General features: G+C 32.8%; 3 protein-coding genes. 2 read left to right on the top strand and 1 reads right to left on the bottom strand.

All coding sequences use genetic code 11. The features are described from left to right. Together AMN81_RS05530 and AMN81_RS05525 are read left to right on the top strand one after the other, a co-directional pair. Positions 1–232 (top strand): GNAT family N-acetyltransferase (locus AMN81_RS05530; protein WP_179850575.1); only part of this gene is annotated, 232 nt, incomplete at its 5' end. Between the two features lie 26 nt (positions 233–258). Continuing rightward, on the top strand, positions 259–459 hold the full coding sequence (locus AMN81_RS05525; protein WP_143312065.1) for a hypothetical protein: 201 nt from the start codon (positions 259–261) through the stop codon (positions 457–459). Here the strand turns inward: AMN81_RS05525 and AMN81_RS06400 are convergent. Then, a partial coding sequence (locus AMN81_RS06400; protein WP_179850574.1) for a hypothetical protein occupies positions 452–917 on the bottom strand: 466 nt, incomplete at its 5' end. The two genes, AMN81_RS05525 and AMN81_RS06400, sit on opposite strands and share 8 nt — an antisense overlap.

Here is a 917-nt window from a genome sequence, read left to right as displayed (position 1 = left end):
TATATGGATCAATGGAGGTGTACTTGTTGGTGCAGTGGAAGTCAAAGATGATGGCGAAATTGCATACTTAATAACTACACAGTGGCAAAACAAAGGTATAGCAACCTTTGCTGTAAAAGCATGTATAGAACATTTCAACGATAGACAACTATGGTGCTACATTAATCCAGAAAACCAAGCAAGTTTACGTGTAGCACGTAAAGCAAATCTAAGAGTGCAGTATTACAAATGAGTAGAAAAAAATATAATCCTAGTGAAATGCGAGACACACACGGTCCTATGAATAGTGTATCAAAGGAAGATGCAGAAGTGTGGGCAAATGCAAAAGTTGGCAAAGACTATGATGAGAAGCAAATAAAACGTATTGCCAATGCAAAGAAACGTAAAGCACGTACAAGCACTAAAAAACACGATAGACGTATGTCTAAACAAATTCTAAAAAATGTAGACTCTACTTAGTTGTCCAATAAGGTTCCCATTCTGGAAAGTAATCAAATATATTCTTTTTGTGTATTTGGTCAAGTCTATCAGTAAATCTACAAAACTTGTCCCATTGTTCTTTATTGCCATCATTATTTCTAAACATAGTCATTGGAAAGTCAAATAGCTTCCTACAAATATTTTTTTCATGTTGTGGTAAATTGTCAATAAAGTTTTCACACTCTTTAAGATATTGTATTTTAAGTGGTTGAGGTATATGTATTGGATTTAGCATATCTGGAAACAATACTGCGCCGGTATTATATAATCCTGGATTACAAAATTCTCTGAGATCATTGTATATCTCAGGCATTCTTGCAGATTGCATATTTGAAACTGTTATTGCACAAACAATTCTTACATCTAAATTGTCTTTAAAATGTTGAATATTTTTTGATACTCTATTCCAATTAGCACCTTCTCTAAAATATTCATAA

It is taken from the genome of Candidatus Pelagibacter communis, from assembly GCF_001179845.1.
Taxonomy (GTDB): domain Bacteria; phylum Pseudomonadota; class Alphaproteobacteria; order Pelagibacterales; family Pelagibacteraceae; genus Pelagibacter; species Pelagibacter ubique_Q.
This window is presented reverse-complemented; position numbering and strand designations above follow the sequence as displayed.

Excerpts from the sequence above, each read along its gene's own strand:
- AMN81_RS05525 (WP_143312065.1), top strand. The coding sequence starts at position 259 with ATGCGAGACACACACGGTCCTATGAATAGTGTATCAAAGGAAGATGCA.